General features: G+C 56.3%; 19 protein-coding genes and 2 tRNA genes. 11 read left to right on the plus strand and 10 right to left on the minus strand.

The window, feature by feature from the left end; genetic code table 11:
- Positions 1-71 precede the first annotated feature (71 nt).
- Positions 72-2,870 carry a cation-translocating P-type ATPase gene (locus DOP62_RS07995; protein ID WP_208675773.1) on the plus strand — a complete coding sequence of 933 codons (2,799 nt, stop codon included), beginning with the start codon at positions 72-74 and terminating at the stop codon, positions 2,868-2,870.
- Positions 2,871-2,968: 98 nt separating this feature from the next.
- Here DOP62_RS07995 and leuD read toward each other — a convergent pair whose 3' ends face one another.
- From leuD to DOP62_RS08015, 4 genes are all read right to left on the minus strand, one after another.
- Entirely contained in the window at positions 2,969-3,577 is a 609-nt protein-coding gene (gene leuD / locus DOP62_RS08000) for a 3-isopropylmalate dehydratase small subunit (protein WP_370538767.1), read from the minus strand.
- Positions 3,578-3,673: 96 nt separating this feature from the next.
- A complete protein-coding gene (locus DOP62_RS08005) occupies positions 3,674-3,994 on the minus strand; it encodes a hypothetical protein (protein WP_208675771.1) in 321 nt (106 codons plus the stop codon).
- 48 nt (positions 3,995-4,042) lie between these two features.
- The gene (locus DOP62_RS08010) at positions 4,043-4,750 is read right to left on the minus strand and encodes a GDSL-type esterase/lipase family protein (RefSeq protein WP_429614767.1); all 708 of its coding nucleotides are present in this window, start codon (positions 4,748-4,750) and stop codon (positions 4,043-4,045) included.
- Positions 4,751-4,838: 88 nt separating this feature from the next.
- Entirely contained in the window at positions 4,839-6,017 is a 1,179-nt protein-coding gene (locus tag DOP62_RS08015) for a pyridoxal phosphate-dependent aminotransferase (protein WP_208675767.1), read from the minus strand.
- A gap of 114 nt (positions 6,018-6,131) precedes the next feature.
- On the opposite strand from DOP62_RS08015, the gene DOP62_RS08020 reads away from it, so the two are divergent.
- Genes DOP62_RS08020 through DOP62_RS08030 form a run of 3 tightly spaced genes read left to right on the plus strand, consistent with a single transcriptional unit; the run spans position 6,132 to position 7,622 of the window.
- On the plus strand, positions 6,132-6,512 hold the full coding sequence (locus DOP62_RS08020) for a VOC family protein (RefSeq protein ID WP_208675765.1): 381 nt from the start codon (positions 6,132-6,134) through the stop codon (positions 6,510-6,512).
- A gap of 38 nt (positions 6,513-6,550) precedes the next feature.
- Positions 6,551-7,258 (plus strand): uracil-DNA glycosylase, encoded by a 708-nt coding sequence (locus DOP62_RS08025; RefSeq protein WP_208675763.1) that lies wholly within the window; start codon positions 6,551-6,553, stop codon positions 7,256-7,258.
- A 16-nt stretch (positions 7,259-7,274) separates the two neighbouring features.
- Positions 7,275-7,622, plus strand: coding sequence for a c-type cytochrome (locus tag DOP62_RS08030; RefSeq protein ID WP_208675761.1), 348 nt, complete (start codon positions 7,275-7,277; stop codon positions 7,620-7,622).
- Between the two features lie 93 nt (positions 7,623-7,715).
- On the opposite strand, the gene DOP62_RS08035 is transcribed toward DOP62_RS08030, so the two are convergent.
- The 3 genes from DOP62_RS08035 to rplS all read right to left on the minus strand — a co-directional run bounded on the left by DOP62_RS08035 (position 7,716) and on the right by rplS (position 8,477).
- Positions 7,716-7,789: transfer RNA gene (locus DOP62_RS08035), tRNA-Asp, on the minus strand.
- A gap of 206 nt (positions 7,790-7,995) precedes the next feature.
- Positions 7,996-8,068, minus strand: a tRNA-Trp gene (locus tag DOP62_RS08040).
- A 46-nt stretch (positions 8,069-8,114) separates the two neighbouring features.
- Positions 8,115-8,477, minus strand: a complete 363-nt coding sequence (rplS, locus tag DOP62_RS08045; RefSeq protein WP_208675759.1) for a 50S ribosomal protein L19 — start codon at positions 8,475-8,477, stop codon at positions 8,115-8,117.
- Between the two features lie 107 nt (positions 8,478-8,584).
- Here rplS and DOP62_RS08050 point away from each other — a divergent pair, with 107 nt between their 5' ends.
- The 5 genes from DOP62_RS08050 (at position 8,585) to DOP62_RS08070 (ending at position 11,769) form a co-directional block, all read left to right on the plus strand.
- Positions 8,585-9,046, plus strand: coding sequence for a cupredoxin domain-containing protein (locus tag DOP62_RS08050; RefSeq protein ID WP_208675757.1), 462 nt, complete (start codon positions 8,585-8,587; stop codon positions 9,044-9,046).
- A gap of 166 nt (positions 9,047-9,212) precedes the next feature.
- The gene (locus tag DOP62_RS08055) at positions 9,213-9,758 is read left to right on the plus strand and encodes a thylakoid membrane photosystem I accumulation factor (RefSeq protein WP_208675755.1); all 546 of its coding nucleotides are present in this window, start codon (positions 9,213-9,215) and stop codon (positions 9,756-9,758) included.
- Positions 9,759-9,901: 143 nt separating this feature from the next.
- Positions 9,902-10,588: an ATP-dependent Clp protease proteolytic subunit gene (locus tag DOP62_RS08060; RefSeq protein WP_208675753.1), complete on the plus strand. Its 687-nt coding sequence runs from the start codon at positions 9,902-9,904 to the stop codon at positions 10,586-10,588.
- Positions 10,589-10,630: 42 nt separating this feature from the next.
- Positions 10,631-11,230, plus strand: coding sequence for an ATP-dependent Clp protease proteolytic subunit (locus DOP62_RS08065; protein ID WP_208675750.1), 600 nt, complete (start codon positions 10,631-10,633; stop codon positions 11,228-11,230).
- Between the two features lie 5 nt (positions 11,231-11,235).
- Positions 11,236-11,769 (plus strand): J domain-containing protein, encoded by a 534-nt coding sequence (locus tag DOP62_RS08070; protein WP_208675748.1) that lies wholly within the window; start codon positions 11,236-11,238, stop codon positions 11,767-11,769.
- On the opposite strand, the gene DOP62_RS08075 is transcribed toward DOP62_RS08070, so the two are convergent.
- Positions 11,752-14,979, minus strand: a complete 3,228-nt coding sequence (locus DOP62_RS08075; protein WP_261790000.1) for a sensor domain-containing diguanylate cyclase — start codon at positions 14,977-14,979, stop codon at positions 11,752-11,754. The genes DOP62_RS08070 and DOP62_RS08075 overlap by 18 nt on opposite strands.
- Before the next feature lie 219 nt (positions 14,980-15,198).
- Here DOP62_RS08075 and DOP62_RS08080 point away from each other — a divergent pair, with 219 nt between their 5' ends.
- Positions 15,199-16,485 (plus strand): GGDEF domain-containing protein, encoded by a 1,287-nt coding sequence (locus DOP62_RS08080; RefSeq protein WP_208675746.1) that lies wholly within the window; start codon positions 15,199-15,201, stop codon positions 16,483-16,485.
- Here the strand turns inward: DOP62_RS08080 and DOP62_RS08085 are convergent.
- Positions 16,476-16,856: a hypothetical protein gene (locus tag DOP62_RS08085; RefSeq protein ID WP_208675744.1), complete on the minus strand. Its 381-nt coding sequence runs from the start codon at positions 16,854-16,856 to the stop codon at positions 16,476-16,478. The two genes, DOP62_RS08080 and DOP62_RS08085, sit on opposite strands and share 10 nt — an antisense overlap.
- Before the next feature lie 108 nt (positions 16,857-16,964).
- On the opposite strand from DOP62_RS08085, the gene DOP62_RS08090 reads away from it, so the two are divergent.
- A complete protein-coding gene (locus DOP62_RS08090) occupies positions 16,965-17,864 on the plus strand; it encodes an alpha/beta fold hydrolase (protein ID WP_208675742.1) in 900 nt (299 codons plus the stop codon).
- Between the two features lie 83 nt (positions 17,865-17,947).
- On the opposite strand, the gene tsf is transcribed toward DOP62_RS08090, so the two are convergent.
- The gene (gene tsf / locus DOP62_RS08095; protein ID WP_011243889.1) at positions 17,948-18,613 is read right to left on the minus strand and encodes a translation elongation factor Ts; all 666 of its coding nucleotides are present in this window, start codon (positions 18,611-18,613) and stop codon (positions 17,948-17,950) included.
- Positions 18,614-18,638 lie beyond the last annotated feature (25 nt).

Genomic DNA, 18,638 nt, shown 5'->3' on the forward strand with positions numbered 1-18,638 from the left:
GGTGAACCCCTAAGATAAATGACGAGCTAGCACTATTCATTAGTGTCAGCACTATTTATTCGGTCTCATCCATGACTGACTCTGCCTCCAGTCCTCGTTTGCAAGCGTCTTGGCATGCCCTGCCCCCTGAAGAGGTGGTTACCCAGCTCCAGACCGATGCTCAGGCTGGCCTGACCGCTGAGCAAGCTGCGGAACGTCTGGCAGAGTTGGGACCCAATGAGTTGGTCGAAGGCGATCGCCGCAGCAACTGGCAGATTTTGCGCGATCAGTTTGCCAACGTCATGTTGCTGATGCTGATTGCAGTGGCGCTGATCTCGGCGGGACTGGATATTCATCAGGGCTTACAAACTGGCAGCCTGCCATTTCCTAAGGATGCGATCGCAATCTTCACCGTCGTCTTCCTGAATGCGGCGCTGGGCTTTTTCCAAGAACGAGGTGCAGAGAAAGCCTTGCAAGCTCTCCGTCGCTATGCCGCCCAGCAAGTGCAGGTCGTGCGATCGGGGCAGCGGCTATTGGTGGATGCCAGTGCTCTCGTTCCTGGCGACCTCTGTCTGTTGGAGGCGGGCGATCGCGTGCCAGCCGATGGCCGGTTGCTGGAAGCCGTCAACCTACAGACCCGTGAGGCCTCGCTGACCGGCGAAGCAGAAGGGGTTCTCAAAGACGCTAGTGCCCAGTTCCCGATTGAGACGTTGCTGGGCGATCGCGATAACTGTGTCTTTGCCGGAACGGATATTCTGCAAGGTCGCGGGCTAATGTTCGTGACCGCCACGGGCATGGCAACGGAGCTGGGCAAAATTGCGGCAGCACTGCAGTCGGTGCAAACTGAGCCAACGCCGCTGCAAAAGCGCATGACTCAGCTCGGGCAGGTCTTAGTCAGCGGTTCGCTGATTCTGGTGGGGCTGGTCATCGGTGGCGGTCTTTGGCTTGCACCGCCGGGACTCAACTTTGGGGACTTGGTCGAAGTCTCGCTGAGTATGGCGGTGGCAGTCGTCCCGGAAGGCCTACCCGCCGTGATTACAGTCACGCTGGCACTCGGCACGCAGCGGATGGTGCGGCGGCAGGCATTGATTCGCCGTTTACCAGCGGTGGAAACCCTCGGCAGTGTGACCGCCATTTGCTCCGATAAAACGGGGACGCTGACCCAGAACCGCATGGTGGTGCGGCAGTTAGCCTTGCCCTCGCAGGCGATCGCGGTCAGTGGCAACGGCTATGCCCCCGAAGGCAGCTTTCAGACCGAGACGGGAGAAGTCCTATCACTTGCGGATCACGAGTTGCGATCGCTCCTAGCTGCGGCTCTGCTCTGTAGCGATGCTGTCTTGCAGCAGGCGGAACGGGATTGGGAAATCCTTGGTGATCCGACGGAAGGGGCATTGGTGACGGCAGCTGCCAAGGCCGGATTTTGGCGAATGGCATTAGCTGCTGATTGGCCCCGCGTGGCGGAGCTGCCTTTCAATGCCGATCGCAAGCGGATGAGTGTGGTGGTGACCAACGGTCAAGCGACTCTCTTGGGAACTGAAGCGCCGCTCGTGCTGATCAGTAAGGGCTCGCCCGAATTATTGCTGCCTCTCTGCCAGTCGATTCGCCAAGGCGATCGCACTCTCCTGCTGACTAATGAACATCGAGCGCATATCCAAGCAACCTGCGATCGCTGGGCGAGCCAGGGATTGCGCCTATTGGGCGTGGCAATGCGATCGCTGGAATCTACGCCCAAGGATGTGGCGGCTGCCGAAGAGGATCTGATCTGGTTAGGACTGTTTGGGATGCAGGATCCACCTCGCCCCCAAGCCCAAGCCGCCGTCGAAAAATGTCGAGCTGCCGGCATCCGGCCGCTGATGATCACGGGCGATCATCCCCTTACCGCAAGGGCGATCGCGGCAGAACTGGGCATTGCTGACTTGCAATCATCTGTGGTGACAGGTCGAGAACTAGAAACGATGAGCGCAGCGGAACTGAGTCAATCGGTTCGAGAGGTCAGTGTCTACGCGCGGGTTTCTCCAGAACACAAGCTGCGCATTGTCCAGTCCTTGCAGCAACAAGGGCAGATCGTCGCCATGACCGGCGATGGCGTCAACGATGCGCCGGCACTCAAACAGGCAGATATCGGCGTGGCAATGGGCATTACGGGCACGGATGTCAGCCAAGAAGCCAGCGATATGGTGCTACTGGATGACAACTTTTCGACGATCGTGGCGGCGGTCGAAGAAGGCCGCGTTGTCTACGGCAACATCCGCCGCTTTATCCGCTACATCCTCGGCAGCAACGTTGGCGAAGTACTGACGATCGCCTCGGCACCTTTGCTAGGGCTGAGCGGCGTGCCACTGTCGCCACTACAAATTCTGTGGATGAACTTGGTTACCGATGGCGTGCCTGCTTTAGCTTTGGCCGTTGAACCCGGCCAACCCAACACGATGCGACGGCCACCGCATGATCCCCGTGAAGGTATTTTCGCGCGGGGGCTTGGCAATTACATTGTTCGTATCGGAATTGTGCTGGCGATCATCGCCATTGCACTGATGATCTGGGCCTATCAACATTGCCAAATTCCAGTCGAAGGACTCAGTCCCGATCGCTGGAAAACGATGGTTTTTACGGTGCTTTGCCTATCACAAATGGGGCACGCGATCGCGGTGCGATCGAAAACAGAACTGACGCTGAAAATTGATCCTTTTTCGAATCCTGCTCTGCTTTGGTCAGTGCTGTTGACGAGTGGATTACAGCTTCTTTTGGTCTACTGGCGACCGCTACAAATTTTCTTTGGAACACAACCCATCTCTGCGATAGAGCTACTGATCTGCCTAGGCTTTAGCAGCTTAGTCTTTGTTTGGATTGAACTAGAGAAACTCGTCATCAGTCGCTGGGAAGCTCGCTAGATGGCTGTAGAGTCGAGAAATAATCGCCCCAAAACAAAACCGATCGCTACGGTCAGTAACGATCGGTCTGCTGTAGAAAAATTGTAGAGATTTAACGATTAGCTAGCGGCGATCGCTTGCCAACCCACATAAGGCAAATTTTGCGCTGTTTGCGCGATCGCTTCTCCATTGGCAACCAGTTGACCCGTGGCATCCCACTGGCCACTCCGCAGCATTTGCAGCGGGCCTTCGGCCAAGGTCACAGTTGCAGACCAATCACCGCAGCGGACTTGCAAGTTTTCGATATCGACCGTGACCGGCGCGCTCGGATCAGCAGCGATCGCGGCTTGCAGTGCGGCCACATCCTCCGCTGTGGCGGTCAGACAGGGGACGCCCATCGCCAGACAGTTGCCAAAGAAAATTTCCGCGAAACTTTCGCCAATGATCGCCTGAATGCCCCACTTGGCGATCGCTTGGGGCGCATGCTCACGGCTGGAACCACAGCCAAAGTTCCGGTTAACCACCAAGACAGTCGCGCCTTGGTACTGGGCCTGGTCAAAGGGATGCTCGCCTTGGAGTTGCTGGCGATCGTCGATGAAAACGTTGGCCCCTAAACCGTCGAAGGTGACACTACGCAGGAAGCGAGCTGGAATGATGCGATCGGTGTCGATATCATTGCCCACCAAAGGCACAGCTCGACCCGTTACTTGCAGGATTTCGCTACCCATGTCACTCGCGCATGCAAACAGTGCTTTTACGATCATGCCTGATCGCTGAGCAATGCTGGCAGTTAATCGGCAGCGATCGCAGGGATCGAGCCAAGATCAATCGGCTTGTGCGGCAATATCCTCATCGCCGGCTTCATCCAGCAAGGCATCTGCAACGTACTCAATGATCCGCAGGCAGGCATGCCGACAGCCCCCACGGCAATCATCAAACATTTCCGTGATGTGCTCACCCGGTAGACCTGCATCTTGAAGCAGCTTGACCACACGGAGGTTCGCTTCCCAGTCCTCGCCGAAGACCGCTTCATTGACGAGCTCCTCTGCGACCGCAAAAGCATTGCAAAGGTACACCCCCGCTTCCTCCGTCGGCTCGGCAGCAGCCAAAGGATGGAGGAATTGCGGCGTTTCTTGTTCTGACATCAGGGCCTAGGGCAGACAGCAGATTGGTTGCAGTTTAGCGGAGGGCTGTCACAAATGGGTGACGCTGGTTCGGACGCTGGCGATCTCAGCGGCCAAGCTCGGCTGGCTCAGCAACTGCTGTAAGGGTTCCCAAGCTTGCACCTCTTCGTATATGGCGCGGTAGCCACTGACGTTGGGATGCAGCCCATCGGGACCTAGGCAAGACTGCCACCAACCCTCACCCAGCTCCCACCAGCGGCTGAACAAGTCGAGATAGGGGAGCTGTAGCTCCTCACAGGCATGCTGCGTGATTGCGGTGTATTCCCGCTGATCCTCATGGTTAAACCAGAGGCAGTCTGCAAAAGGCATCTGGGCTTCGCATACTGGCACCATGCCGATCACGAGGGTCGGCGCGAGCGATCTTGCTTCCTGCAGCAAGGCTTGGATTGCCTCCGCAAAGCGATCGCGCGGACACATTTGGCGTCCCTGACGGGAACCGATGCGGGCGGAATCATTAACGCCGACCGAGAGCAGGATGACATCCGGTTGCTGGCGACGCAGTTCACCCCGACAGCGAAATTCGGCTTGCAGCCGTTGCTGAACTTGCTCGACTCCATCACCACGGACGCCGAGGTTGTAGAGCACTGGGCCGGGGCGATCGGGGCGCATCCACTGGCGGCGCAATCGTTCCACCCAGCCACCCCCTTCGGGATCACCGTAGCCATAAACCGTGCTGTCCCCGATCGCGATCCAACGCTGCGGGACAAGCGGTCGCATTGTCGAACCCATCGCTCACTAAGCAAAAGTGCTGATCAAGATAGCACCTCGTCTCAGGTCACGGTGGACAAGACCTCGCAATGCGGCCTTAAACCGAGACACCAAGCAGGCTTTTTTGGAACTGGTAGAGTCGTTCCAGACCCTTTTCAATCGTCTGACAGTCGGTGGCATAGGAGAGCCGGATACTGCAATCGTCGCCAAAGGCAATACCGGGAACAGCCGCAACTTGATGCTGCTCTAGCAGTTGACGGCAATAGCTCATCGAGTCGAGGCCAGTTTTGCTGATATCCACAAAGACGTAGAACGCGCCTTCGGGGACAGGGCAGGATAAGCCGGCAATCTGGTTGAGGCCCTCTAAAATCAACTGGCGACGCTTAGTAAAAGCAGCCAACATTTCGGCCACACAGTCCTGAGATCCCTGCAAGGCCGCGATCGCACCGTACTGGGCAAAGGTGCAGACATTGGAGGTGCTGTGGCTTTGCAGTGAGGCAGCAGCAGAGATCAGTTCGCTGGGTCCTGCCAGATAGCCAACCCGCCAACCCGTCATCGAGTAGGCTTTGGCGAAGCCGTTGCTGATCAAGGTCCGATCAAAGCAGGCTGGGCTCAAGCTGCCAATGCTGTGGTGTTCGGCACCGTCATAGAGGATCTTTTCGTAGATCTCATCGGAGACGACCCAAAAGTCGTGGGCTTCGATGATCGGCGCGATCGCTTCCAGCTCTTGCCGGCTATAAACCATCCCCGTGGGATTGGAGGGGGAATTCAGCACTAGCAGTCGTGTCCGAGGCGTAATGGCTTCTGCCAATTGCTGCGGCTGGAGCTTAAAGCCGTCGCTCGCTAGAGTCTCGACAATGACGGGGACACCGCCCGCCAGCTTGACCATTTCGGGATAGCTCAACCAGTAAGGCGCGGGGATAATCACCTCATCACCGGGATCGAGCAGCACCTGCATCAGGTTGTAGAGTGACTGCTTACCGCCATTGGTCACGAGGACATTGGAGGCTTGGTAATCGAGCCCGTTGTCACCACGAAGTTTTTGAGCGATCGCCTCTCGCAGGGCAGGTTCGCCAGCCGCTGGGCCATAACGAGTCTTACCCTCCGCCAAGGCTTGGGCTGCCGCATTACGGATATGCAGAGGCGTTTCAAAGTCAGGCTCACCGGCGCTAAAGCTGCAGACATCCAGGCCCTCAGCTTTCATTGCTTTAGCTTGGGCAGCGATCGCGAGAGTCAACGATGGTGACACTCGCCCCACACGCTCGGATAGTTTCATGAAAGCGACTGGCGGCGCAGGCGGCAAAAAAGGCAATCTTTCGATCTTACGGTCTTGGCTTGCTCCGCGACGCATCAATTTTTGAAGAATTTGCAGTTGTGACTGGCAGAACCCATGCTCACCCTTGAAATGACCTTAGCTGTTCAGAACCTTGTGGCGATGCAGGCGTTTTATACGGCGCTGTTGGGCAGCGATCCACAGGTGGTTTGGGGCGATCGCTATGCTGGCTTTCAAATTTATGGTCAGCGGTTGGGATTATTCCGGCCCCGCACCGAGGAGCGCGATCGCTGGCGATCGGCACAGGGGGCTTGGAGTCTCTGTCTCTATGTACCTGACTTGGAAGCGGCTTGTCAGACCGTGCTGGCAGCTGGTGGTCAAATCGAATCAGCGGCGATCGCGGAAACCTACGGTCGGGAATGTTACGCCCGAGATCCCGAGGGTAACCGCCTGCTGCTCTGTCAGGGTGAGCCACCGGTTGCCCTCCCAGATCCCTAGCCCGCTTAAGATCGAGCCAGCGATCGCAATCTGGGGCTATGAGCGAGGATCAAATCAGTCTGTTCGACTTGGGGGTTGCAGCCGAACCTGTGGCCGTTGCCCCAGCCACGGTCGATCGCGCAGCAATTCCAACGAGCGCCAGTGTCCCGATTCCTGCAGGAACTTTTAGCACAGTTGAAGAACTGGTTGAGCCCTGTAACGCTTGCCAGCGCTGTGGGTTGGGTCAAACTCGCACCCATGCGGTGGTGGGGCGCGGCAATCCCCAAGCCAAGCTGATGGTGATCGGTGAAGGCCCCGGCGAGAACGAAGATCTACAGGGCTTACCGTTCGTCGGCAAAGCGGGACAACTGCTCGATCGCATTTTGGCGGCGGTCAGCCTCGACAGCAATCGTGATGTCTACATCGCCAACATCGTCAAATGTCGGCCACCTGGGAACCGCAAGCCCACGCCCGAAGAAATGGCTGCCTGTGTGCCCTACTTGCAAGAGCAAGTGCGGCTTGTCCAACCGCAGATCATCCTCTTGGCGGGTGCAACGGCAGTGCAAGGGCTGCTGGGTGACAAGCGAGGTATTACCAAAATTCGTGGCCTCTGGATGGAATGGCAAGGCATTGCCTGTATGCCCGTCTTCCACCCGGCCTATCTCCTGCGCAATCCGTCCAAGGAGCAAGGCAGCCCCAAATGGCTGATGTGGCAGGACATCCAAGAAGTCAAACGCCGCCTTGATGAATTGTCCGCAACCCCCTAAGCCCTCGAGAACTGTCATGAACCGCTTGTTGCGATCGCTCTTCACGGCTCTCTGCCTGCTGCTCTGTGGGCTGACTATCGCCCCAATTCCCACTCAGGCTGCACCGGCAACTGGAGCAGCGCTGTTTGAGGCGCAGTGCGTCGGTTGCCACATTGGCGGCGGCAATATTATTCGCCGGGGCAAAACCCTACAACTCAAAGCCTTGCAAAAAAATGGTTACGACACTGCTGAAGCGATCGCGACGATTGTCAGCCAAGGCAAAAACAACATGTCCGCCTACAGCGATCGCCTCAGCCCCGAGGAAATTGCAGCAGTGTCAGCCTATGTGCTGGAACAAGCCAACGCGGGCTGGCCTCGGTCATAACCGCTGAGTGCTGCGGAAAGCTGTCAAAAGAGTTGGAGGAAAGCTAGCCTTCTTCCAACTACAGGAAACTAACTTTCTAGATTTTGATTAGAACGGGACTGACGGGGCTCGAACCCGCAACTTCCGCCGTGACAGGGCGGTGCTCTAACCGATTGAACTACAGTCCCAATTGCATCTCATTACTGAGCGCATGAATAATCATGCCTGTCTTGCCAAACGGTGTCAAGCCTTTGCGGCAAAGTTTTTGTGCCCCTTAGGCGTCTTCGACTCGATAGCCCGTCAATTGCCATCAAAAGGACAGCGATCGCTCATGACAGGGGCGATCGCAAGATAAAACAAAACCCCCAGCCCTACGACTGGAGGTTTCTAGAAACGCGCCCTGGAGGACTTGAACCCCCGACATCAGGTTTTGGAGACCTGCGTTCTACCAACTGAACTAAGAGCGCAAACGCAGAGGCAAAAGCCTCTTGCATTGTATCGGATGGCGATCGCTTAGATCGAGCGATCGAAGCGCTGTTTGACGCGGGTTGCTTTGCCCACGCGATCGCGCAGGTAGTACAGCTTCGCCCGACGCACTTTACCGCGACGGAGAACTTGCACGTTAGCAACGGATGGCGAGTGAAGCAGGAAGACCCGCTCAACACCGACGCCTTGGAAGATGCGGCGAACGGTGATGCTCTCGTTGATACCGCCACCACTGTTGGCGATTACAACACCTTCATACGGCTGTACGCGCTCTTTGCCACCCTCTTGGATGCGAACGCCCACTTTGACCGTGTCACCGACGTAGATCGTCGGCAAGTCCGACTTGGTGTATTCCGCTTCGATAGAGCGGATGATTTCTTGGGCGCCCATAGACCCGCTGTAAAACTCACAGTCCACTAGCTTAGCGAAGTTGATTGGCGCTTGTCTAGAGGGGGAACGCTAAAAATACCTTCGTTCGCAGCTTTGAGGATAGCGCCATGGGTCACCTTTGGTCTCTGCGGAAGCCGCAAGGGCTGCGCCACTGGCTGCTCTGGCTGGCGATTGTCCTCTGGGCTGCTTGGTTCTGCTGGCCCAGACCCGCGATCGCGGCTGCCGTCCGCCAAAGTATCAGCATTGATTTAGGAAATGCCGCAGGTGAGTTGCGCTTTTTCCCCAATCAACTCCGGCTCAAAGCGGGGCAACCCTACGAATTGACCCTGCGCAATCCCAGTCCGCTCAAGCACTACTTCACCGCCAAAGACTTCAGTGATGCCATCTGGACCCGAAAAGTGGATGCCGGTGGAGTCGAAGTTAAGGGCAACATTCGGGAGCTAGAGCTACGCCCCAGTAGTGAAGCGGTTTGGCAATTCACGCCTGAACGGCCAGGCCAATATGACCTACGCTGTCGTATCGCTGGTCATACCGAAGCTGGGATGACGGGTCAGTTGATTGTTGAGTAACCAATGAGAAGCCTCTCGGGCGATCGCAGCGGGATCTTGCAAGGCGGTTCAGCATGGAGTTTCAGCGGGCTGCTGTCTGTTCAATCACTTGCCCTCAGCAGCTTTAATTTCGGGGCGATCAGTATCTGAGGGAGAATAAAGACCCACCGCTGTCAATGTGCTGGTTATGCGTCGCTTCGTTCTCTGCTGCTTGACCGTCCTGATCTTGGGGATGAGCTATTTCTGGTCGCCCGCAGCGCAGGCCAGCCTGCAAGACGATCGCTTTGACGGCAACATCTTTGCGCTCTATGCCGGTAATGGGTCGCTGGTGCCGCCTCGGATGCCGCTCAGTCAGGCGATCGCAGAGCACCGCCCCTCCTTGCTGGTCTTTTATTTAGATGACAGCCGGGATTGCAAGCAGTTCGCCAGTGTGGTTTCGCAGCTACAAGCGCCCTACGGTCGGGCGGTGGAGTTCATCCCCGTCAATGCCGACACGCTGCTGGGCGATCGCCCCAAAGATCAAACAGAGGCTGGCTTCTATTACCAAGGTGTGGTGCCTCAAGTCGTTGTCTTCGATCAGCAAGGCAAGGTTCGCCTCAATCAAACAGGGCTAGTAGCCTACGACGCGATCGATGATGCGATGCGATCGATTCTCGATCTCCCTGCACGATCGCAGACGGAGACGACGCGTCCTCGGATCCTCAACGAGATCAACACAGAGTTGGTTCAGTAGCAGACGACCAACGGAGAAGGGCGATCGCTGTTTACGGTGCAGCCCGTTCTGATCCCGAGAATCGCCAACTCCCGTCAGACAGCGAGTGGCAGGCAAAGCGGGCGCTAGACTGAAGAGACGTCGCTCAGCGGAACCGCTTGGCTATGCTCGGATCGATTCAAGCAGTGCAGGCACCCTACTACGGGGATGTGTCCTACCGGACGCCGCCACCAGACCTGCCCTCGTTGCTGCTCAAAGAGCGGATTATCTACCTCGGCATGCCGTTGTTCTCGTCTGACGATGTCAAGCGGCAAGTGGGTTTCGATGTGACGGAGCTGATCATTGCTCAGCTGCTCTATCTGGAATTCGATAACCCCGAGAAGCCGATTTACTTCTACATCAACTCCACCGGTACCTCTTGGTACACCGGCGATGCGATCGGCTACGAAACCGAAGCTTTCGCGATTTGCGACACGATGCGCTACATCAAGCCGCCCGTACACACCATCTGTATCGGTCAGGCGATGGGCACCGCCGCGATGATTCTCTCGGGTGGTACGCCGGGCAACCGCGCCAGCTTGCCCCACGCCACGATCGTGCTCAACCAACCCCGCACCGGCGCTCAAGGCCAAGCCTCGGATATTCAAATCCGAGCTAAAGAAGTGCTGGCCAACAAGCGCACGATGCTGGAAATCTTTGCCCGCAACACCGGTCAAGATCCAGAGCGCTTAGCGCGTGACACCGATCGCATGCTTTATATGACTCCGGCTCAGGCCGTGGAGTATGGCTTGATCGATCGCGTTCTCGACAGCCGCAAAGATCTGCCCGCGCCGTTGCCGAGCTTCTCCTAGTCTTCCGACCGTCTTCGTCCTGTCCTCCACCCATCCTGCGCTATGCCTATTGGAGTCCCGAGCGTTCCCTACCGTCTTCCAGGGAGCAGCTTTGAACGCTGGATCGATATCTACAACCGCTTGGCGATGGAGCGGATCATCTTCCTCGGGCAGGAAGTGACCGACGGTTTGGCCAACAGCATCGTCGCGCAGCTGCTCTACCTCGACTCGGAAGACTTCAGCAAGCCGATCTACCTCTACATCAATTCGCCCGGTGGCTCAGTCACAGCGGGCATGGCCATCTACGACACGATGCAATACATCAAGTCGCCGGTGATCACCATCTGCTTGGGCTTGGCCGCATCGATGGGTGCATTCCTGCTCTGCGCTGGCAACAAAGGCAAACGGCTGGCCCTGCCCCACTCGCGGATCATGATTCACCAACCGCTGGGTGGCACGGGTCGTCGTCAGGCTTCGGATATTGAAATCGAGGCCAAAGAGATCCTGCGGATCAAAAAACTGCTGAACCAAATCATGGCCGATCGCACCGGTCAGCCTCTCGAAAAAATTGAGAAGGACACCGATCGCGACTACTTCATGTCGGCGGAAGAAGCACGGGAGTACGGCCTGATTGACCAAGTGATCGCTGAACGGCCTGTCTAGTTGCCATGAGTGCAGAGCGATCGCGATGGCTGCAGTGTTTGGGGCTCCCCGCTACGGCCGACGCGATCGCCATCAAAACGGCTTACCGCCAGTTAGCGCGGCAGTGGCACCCCGATCGCAACCCAGATCCGCAAGCTACGGCTCGCTTTCAGGAAATTCAGACCGCCTATGAGCGGCTGCTCGTTCTTCAAGAATCGGCAGCGTCTCAACCGATTCCACCGCCACCACCAACGGATGCTGCAGCGATCGCACTGAAACGCCAGTTGCACCTGCAGCTCCAAGACCTTTTGGCCGATGGGCGCTGGGCCAAAGCGATCGCCTTAACCGAAGCTCTGCAGCAACGCCTGCCCGAAGACTGGGAAGTGCGGCAGTGGCTAGCGCTGTGCTATCTCCGGCAAGGACAAGCGTTACTCGTTCAACAACAGCGGCAGCGAGCGATCGCCTACTTTGAGAAAGCGCGCCGCACCGATCCGCATAACCCACGTCTTCAACAAGAAATTCAAGCCAGTCGACGACAAGCCTCAGCTCGACGAGCCTGATGAATCTAGGGTGGTGGCAATCGGACTAGATTTTTCGATTGCGCCTTCTTCAAGCTTGCGCCAATTCGGCTGACTGACCACAACACAGTTTCGTCCTGCAGCTTTGGCCTGATACAGACTGGTGTCTGCCGCTTTCAGGAGTGCATCGCCCGTGATGCCACTGTCGGGGAAAGCAGTCACGCCAATAGAGACAGTCAGGGGGGGCAGAGTCTGATCTCGATAGTCGATCACCAGTTCAGCGATCGCCTGCCGAATTTGATCCGCTTTACGGGCACTGACTTCAATGTTGGCCCCTGGCATCAAAATCGCAATTTCTTCACCGCCAAAGCGACAGACCACGTCTGAAGCGCGCACTTGATTGAGCAGGGCACGAGACACCTGCTTCAAGACCACATCGCCGGCATCGTGGCCAAACTCATCGTTGAAGCGTTTGAAGTGGTCAATATCCAGCAGCAAAATGCCAATGTTGTCGCCATTGCGCTTCGCTCGGGAGAGCTCCTGTTCAAAAAATTCCTGGAGATAGCGGCGGTTGAACAGCCCCGTGAGAGGGTCGCGCAGATTCTCTTGGCGCAGAGTTTCCCGCAGTTGTAGGTTGGCGATCGCCAGTGCTAGTTGCTCGGCAACGGTTTCTGCTAGGGGTCTTGCCGTGCTGTCTCCTGAACTGCTGGTATCTGTGACCAACCGCTCAAACTGCAAATGTCCCAAAATCTCACCAAAGGCACTGAGCGGCAAGCAAAAGATGCTCTCGTCTGGGGCGATCGCTCCCTGCACATGATGGCAAGCTGGGCCAGGAACTTGGCCAGGATGGTAGAGGTAGGCCATGCCGCGGCGCAGTGCCCAGCAATCACTGAGCAGAAAACTCGGCTGGGTATGGGTGGGCTGTCCCCACGTCACAACGGCTTGGAGGGTCTCAAGATTGGCCTCTTTTTGGAGTAAGCTCAGCTGGCCGCGACAGTCTGGAAATAGTTGTGGCATAAAGCTAGCAATCACTTGCCCGGCTTCCGCCATGCTGGAACAGGCCTGCAGAAAATCACTGAACTGCCCCAAGAGCTGCATTTCTCGGTTGCGCTGATTGAGTTCTTGGAGGCGCTGCTGTAACGCCAAGCCTGTTTCTTTGAGCGCTGTAATATCAACAGCGAGGCCCTGAATCGCCAAAGTTCCATCGGGCTCAAACAAAATTTCACCTTGGTCGCGCACCCAAATGGTTTGGCCATTGGTGCGGATCATCCGATATTCAAAACTGTAGGCACGTTGTTCTGTTACTGCGGCCTGAAACTGTGACACGACCCAATCCCGATCGCCAGGATGAAGGAAATCTTGCCAAGTGCGAGCTAGTCCTGCGTCCCACTGCGACGGTGGAACACCAATGAGGTCTTCAATTTGTGGGCTGATGTAGCCTTTATCATCAGGAAGACTGGGGTAAAAGCGATAGACAACGCCGGGGTTCTTTTCAATCAAAAGGCGAGCCTGCGCCTCTGCCTCTGCCAAGCGCAACTCCGTTGCTTTGCGATCGGTGATATCGATCGCAGTCCCAATCAGCCGCACAATCTGACCGTTGGCATCGCGAACCGCTTCACCTTGGCCGCTGACCCAGTGGATACTGCCATCACGCCAAAGCACGCGGAAATCGATGGAATAGGGAATCCCTTCTTGGATGCAGCGCTGCACACTCTCCAGCCAATAGCTGCGATCGCGGGAATCAATCTGTTGCTGATGCTCCTCGAAACTCGGCTCCGGCTCACAGGGATCCATGCCAAATAGACGAAAGAGTTGCGGCGACCACTGGATGGTTTGTGTGGCAATTTCAAACGCCCAACTACCGACTTTGGCAACCCGCTGCGCCGTTTCTAGCTGATCGCGAATCGACTCGAGTTCCGTCGTGCGGATCTGGACCAAATGCTCAAGGTTTTCGCTGAGATTGCGCAGTTGGCGATCAGCTAATGTGCGATCGGTAATGTCGATCGCCATACTGAGAACTAAAATTCGTCCTTCTGCATCCGTACCCAGCGCTGAGGAATAGAAATCCCAAGTGCGTAATGTCCCTGATTTGGTTCGCAGGACAAACTCACCATTCGACATTCGTTGGCCAGGGGCCAGTTCATACTGTGCCTGAATTCCCTGTAGAACCCCTGGGACTGCTTCTGTTCCGTAGGCAGCCTCCACCCAGCTGGCCACCGTTGGAGCTTCCTCAAGGCGATAGCCACTCAACTCCACCCAAGCATCGTTGACTTCCAGAATGAGGCCGTCATTGCGGTGCAACACCATGGGTAATGGTGCTTGCATGACAATTTGCCGAAAGCGACGCTCGATCTCTTGGGCGGATTGCAAGGCAACCAGAAGTTTTTCTTCTTGCTGGTTGAGCGATCGCGCTGAAAGCCAGAGCAGTGCTAACAGCAGACTGGTAGTTGTCAGCGCCACGAGCCCATCGCCCACAACCGGCGTGACAGACAAGTATTTTTGACTCAGGATTTTGATGCCGCGTAAGACGATCGGCAGCAGCAAAAACCAGGGCAGCAACACACGGCTCAACCGGCCGCCCAAGGAAGGGCTACTGAGCACGGCCAGTAGTCCTTTCTGAGGATGCAGACTCAGAGCACCAATACTGAGCACCAGCAAGCCCACAACCGTATTAGCGGCGATCACAGTGCTGCGATCGAGGAATAGATAAAAGGTGTCAATACTGAGCAAGTAACCAAAGAGACCAAGCAACGCGATCCAAGCAGCGACCAACGCCAGCCCTTGGCTGCAAATTAGTCGAGGTTCACGCCAGCTTCTGGAACAGTTCAACGAAGCGGCGAGCAATAAAAACGAGATGGCAGCTTGGTCGCTCATGCGCCCGGGCCAGCCAGACCCCAGAGGGGAGATGCGATCGCGAATCAGCAATTCATCAATGCCCAGATTCCAGCCCGTGACATGTTGCAGCAACGTCAGGCTGGCGATGACAACCACAATTCCTAAACAACTGAGTCGCAGTCGTCGTTGCCAGCGCGATCGCGCATTGGCTGACACCAGCACCCAACCACTCAGGACGAAGCAAAAAGCCGTGTTGACCTTCATGGTGTTGGCGCTGCCCGGCAGCAGCATGGTGAGCGCCGGACTACCAATCACCCAGCCCAGCAACACAATCAGGCCAAGGGCGATCGCAAACCACCCACAGGATTGATACAGCGGCAGCTTGAGCCGCAGAGACGGAAAAGCCGGAAAATCCAATCTCAAAAGCTCGACCCTGCCCTTTTAGTATCCTTAAATTTACGAATCGCGCTTGACTTGTTTACAGGCCTGAACAAAATCTAAAGGCACGTCTTACGCTAAGAAGAGAACGCCGTGCTAGCGGCCTGCTGGCATTTTGACGGTTAGTTTCATATCGCTGGACTGTCTGTGCCCCTTTCCTCCGATTCCCGTCATCCGTGGCCGGCTGCAAGTCGGTGGATGTTTGGGCTTGTCGCAGGACTGCTCGCCGCCGCATTTTTAGCAACTGTAAAGCCGGGTTCTGGCTGGCTCTTGTTGGTCAGCAGTTTAGTGACTGTCACCGCCGCCGCAATCCTCCAATCGGTGAGCGATCGCCGGTATCTCAACGACTTGAGTCATCGCTATGAGCAGCTGCGCCGCGAACAAGAGACGCTCGCCGACAGCTATCAAAAGCAACTCGACCAAGAGCGGCTTTTGATAGATATCACTCTCAGCGTTCGTCAGTCGCTCAATCTCAATAAAGTCATGGAAACGGCTGTCACGGAGGTGCGATCGCTACTCCGGGTCAATCGTGTTTTGGTGTATCAGTTTCAACCCGACTGGCGCGGTGAAGTGGTTGCAGAATCAGTTTCAGATCCCGAGTATTCAGTGCTGGGAATCAAAATTGAAGACTACTGTTTTGAAAACGATTGGGATAAGCAGTATCGCGAAGGCTATATCCATCAAATTCATCAGGTTGCCACTGCTCCGCTCAATCCCTGCTATCGACAACTGCTGCAGTCGCTGAAAGTGCAGTCCAACCTCGTTTTACCGATTCGCTACGAGCAAAAACTATGGGGGCTTTTGGCCGCTCACCATTGCACATTACCCAGAACTTGGCTGAACAGCGAGGTGATTCTACTCAAGCAGGTTGCTGAACAGCTCAGTATTGCGATCTCGCAGGCTCAGCTGCTCAAAACCTTAGAAGTGACCAATCAAAAACTGCAAGATCAGGTGCGTATTGATGGCCTAACTCAGATTCCCAATCGCCGCCGCTTTGATGAATATTTCCACGATGTTTGGCTCTGGGGCTGTCGCGATCACAGCCCACTCGCTCTGTTACTCATCGATGTGGATTACTTCAAAAACTACAACGACTTCTATGGTCACCTCGCCGGTGATTCCGTCTTGCGAAAAATCGGTTTATTGCTGAGCGCCACGGTGCTCCGTGCCACGGATTTAGTCGCTCGCTACGGTGGTGAAGAGTTTGTCGTCGTCTTACCCAGTACCACCCTAGAAGGAGCGAAAGCCGTTGCCCAGCGTCTTCAGTCGGACTTGAACCAGCTCAAGATTCCCCATGAGCATTCCCCGGTGGCCGACTGGATTACCGTCAGCATTGGCGTGGCGGTGATGGTTCCCGATCCAACGGTGCCCTCGGTGATGTTGATCGACCAAGCAGACGAGGCACTGTATGACGCGAAGGCTGCTGGCCGCAACTGCATCATGTACGCCAAGTCCAGTTCTACAGACAAGCCCTATCAGCCCTGATCGCTAGACTGTCGCCCCAAGGCATAGACCCCACAGGCGATCGCGGCAACCATGCCAAGACTCAGACCCCAGCTGTGTCCCAAACTCACCTCAACGCCCCAATCGCAAACACCGCCCAAGACCAATAGGGGCAGGGTGCTGACAATCGAGGCGTAGAGAAGATTGACGGATTCTCGGGCTTCCCGCGATCGCTCATACTCATCAGTGGATGTGTAGAGAGAGCGATCGGCTTCCCCAAGCCAGTGAGCGAGTTGCTGGCTAATGCGGCGGTTGACCGGCGCTAAGGCGAAGTAGAGCGCCACAGCCCAGAGAGCGGCCGCGGCCACACTGACGGCATCAAAGGGAAACAGCGATCGCAGGAAGAGGAACATCGGAGTCAGGAGACGACGGATTCTTTACAGCCTGACACAGACCTTTCCGCAGGGCTTACCCCGTGGCGATCGTTAGGATCAAACCAGCCTTTTTGGAGTGGGGAGATCATGCCGATCGCAGCAGTGCCAGGCCAAACCTGGACTTGGCAGGGGCATCACATTTACTACGTGCAAGCGGGTGCGACGACGGGCGATCGCCCGCCCTTGCTGTTGGTGCATGGCTTTGGCGCCTCAACCGACCACTGGTGGAAAAATATTGCAGACCTGCAGGCGGACTTCCAAGTCTGGGCGATTGATTTACTAGGATTTGGCCGCTCCGCAAAACCTGCGATCGACTACAGCGGACAACTCTGGCAACGGCAGCTCACTGACTTTATTCAAGACGTGATTGGTCAGCCCGCGATCGTGGCAGGGAACTCCCTCGGCGGCTACGCTGCCCTCTGTGCTGCGGCAGCTGCTTCAGACTGGGTCAAAGGTGTGGTGCTGCTCAATAGTGCTGGCCCCTTCACGCCCGATGCACCACCTCCCGAACCTTCTCCCCTGCAAAAACTCTGGCGATCGCTCCTGCGCGGTCTGACCCGACAGCCTTGGGCCGTGTGGTTAGTCTTCAAGAATTTACAGCGCCCCCAAACGATTCGTCGCACCTTGGAAAAGGTCTACTGCGATCGCACCGCCGTCACCGATGACCTGGTCGAAGCCATTCGCCGCCCTTCCCTCGATCCGGGGGCATTTGAGGTGTTTCGCTCCGTGTTTCGGACGCCCCAAGGTGAGCCAGTTGATCAACTTTTGGCTCAACTCAGCTGTCCCCTCCTCTTGCTTTGGGGGACCGGTGATCCTTGGATGAATTGTCAGCAGCGCAGCCAGCAGTTCCAGCGCCATGCTCGCAACCTAACGGAGCATTTTCTCGAAGCGGGGCACTGTCCCCACGATGAAGTTCCGGACCAAGTCGATCGCCTGATTCGGGATTGGGTCAATCAAGCGATCGCTCCAACTGCGGTTTGCCACTAGCTGATTCGCGATCGCCACAAAAAAGGCAGACCCACAGAGGATCTGCCTTAGCGCATCAATAGATGTCGATTAACCCGTGCAATTTAGCTTTGGGCAGCAGCAGCTTGAGCAGCCACTTCAGCAGCGAAATCGCTCTCGGCTTTCTCAATGCCTTCACCCAACACAAAGCGGGTAAAGCGGCGCACTTGAATGTTTTCGCCCAGTTCAGCAATCGACTGTTTCACCAGTTCAGCAACCGAGATGTTGGGGTCGCGGATGTAAGGCTGATCCAGCAAGGTCAATTCTTTCAGGCGTTTTTCAATCCGGCCAACCACGATTTTCTCGCGGATATTTTCCGGTTTGTTCGCCAAGTCGTCGCGACCCATTTCGATCGCTTTTTCCCGCTCAGCAATTTCAGCCGGGATATCTTCGACTTTGACAAATTCCACGTTCGGGCAAGCCGCAATTTGCATGGCAATGCTGCGGACAAGCTCTTGGAATTTATCACCACGAGCCACGAAGTCGGTTTCGCAGTTCACTTCCACCAGCACGCCAACCCGGCCGCCGGTGTGAATGTAGCTACCAACCAGCCCTTCAGCGGCAGTCCGGCCCGATTTCTTCTCAGCTGAAGCAATCCCTTTCTGACGCAGCCATTCGATCGCTTTTTGCAAGTCGCCGTCGTTTTCGTTCAGCGCCTTTTTGCAATCCATCATGCCAGCGCCGGTTTTTTCCCGGAGCTCCTTGACGAGCTTTGCACTAATTTCAGCCATGATCCAGGTTTGATGTGGGGGTCAA

It is taken from the genome of Synechococcus elongatus PCC 11801, assembly GCF_003846445.2.
In the GTDB taxonomy this organism is placed as follows: domain Bacteria; phylum Cyanobacteriota; class Cyanobacteriia; order Synechococcales; family Synechococcaceae; genus Synechococcus; species Synechococcus elongatus_A.